Annotated in this window: 1 protein-coding gene and 1 pseudogene; one reads left to right on the forward strand and one right to left on the reverse strand. The window is 46.1% G+C overall.

What is annotated here, in order from left to right; all coding sequences use genetic code 11:
* Window positions 1–82: 82 nt before the first annotated feature.
* A complete protein-coding gene (locus F6K37_RS46000; protein WP_008181206.1) occupies window positions 83–262 on the reverse strand; it encodes a hypothetical protein in 180 nt (59 codons plus the stop codon).
* Between the two features lie 160 nt (window positions 263–422).
* Here F6K37_RS46000 and F6K37_RS46005 point away from each other — a divergent pair.
* Window positions 423–1,251: pseudogene (locus F6K37_RS46005) on the forward strand (hypothetical protein); the annotation flags it as partial.

The raw sequence follows: 1,251 nt of genomic DNA on the forward strand, positions 1-1,251 counted from the left end.
AATATTCACAGCCATCTGACAAACCAGTAACTTGGGTCGAACTAGGGAACTGGCTCCTATTCCACACCTAGTTCAGGGAAGGTCAACGGAATTGAGTTGCCTTGAGGGCAAATCCGACTCGAAGGGCGTGTTGCATGTGCTTTACCCTTTGGGGTTTTCCAGCGTTTCGATCCTGGCGATACAACTTGTCGAAGCTAAGAATGAACAGAGTGAGTATGATTAATGTAGTGGCCAAATTGCGAGCAAATACTAAATCAAACATGACTATATCCTGAATTTATCAATCCCTGGGCGTTCTGAGCCCCATTGCCCATGATTAAAAATTGTGAAGTGCCGATGTTTAATTTAGGGTTGACGCTCAGGTGTACAGTGTTGCTTGTTGTGTAAGAATTGAGGCCAATCGCTACAATTGGTGAAATCTGGTGAAATCTCGGAAATCTCGTCACTTACTAGTAGCTTCCTTTGTCCCGTGGCTGAATCTTCCCATGAATAGGAGTAGAGTGGGCATCCTGCCCGCCCGAAAATATATTGAAACTGGCAAGATGCCAGTTCCACCAAGATGCCCATTCCACCTCACTCTTAAAATCATTCCATTATTAAGCAATGCTTTCGTTGTTGCTGGCGCTGTCTTGGGCTGTACCCACCAAGTTATACCGACCACACCAGCGTCAGAGGCTAAACCAGTGATTAGCAGATCTGTTACTGATCTAATTCAGATTGAACCCTTACCGATTGCGACCAAGTATAGGAATCAGTGGACTCCTGAATTAGAGTCAGAATTCTGGGTGCGAGCCAACCAGGCAATTCAGTACTACGGTGGTAAAGGTTATGGCAACAACTACGGGGAAAATGAGAAGCGGTCTTATCCCTATGCCATGTTTGATTTTATTGTTGGCAATCGGGAAAAAGCCCTAGAGTTTCTGCAATCAGAAGATGCCCAAGCTCAAGATAACCAACATACTGAGGGTATTGACTACTATTACGCTTTCACTCTCAAAGGACAAATCCGAAAATACTTCTTCTTTGGGCAATTTCTCGACCCGACCTACAAACAGCGAATGTTTGACGGTGCCAAAACCTGGACAGAAACAGACCCCAATGGGCGTCCTCACCCGATTTATGGAAAGGGAAAAGGTGGTGATGGTTGGGGACCGGATGTGCGAGGAAGTTGGGTGGATGGACGCAACACGGACAATCTCCGGGCAATGCGAGAGATTTCCGTTTATCTGATGGCGGAGGAAACCGGAAATG

It is taken from the genome of Moorena sp. SIO4E2 (assembly GCF_010671945.1).
Taxonomy (GTDB): domain Bacteria; phylum Cyanobacteriota; class Cyanobacteriia; order Cyanobacteriales; family Coleofasciculaceae; genus Moorena; species Moorena producens.

Excerpts from the sequence above, each read along its gene's own strand:
- F6K37_RS46000 (WP_008181206.1), bottom strand. The coding sequence starts at position 262 with ATGTTTGATTTAGTATTTGCTCGCAATTTGGCCACTACATTAATCATA.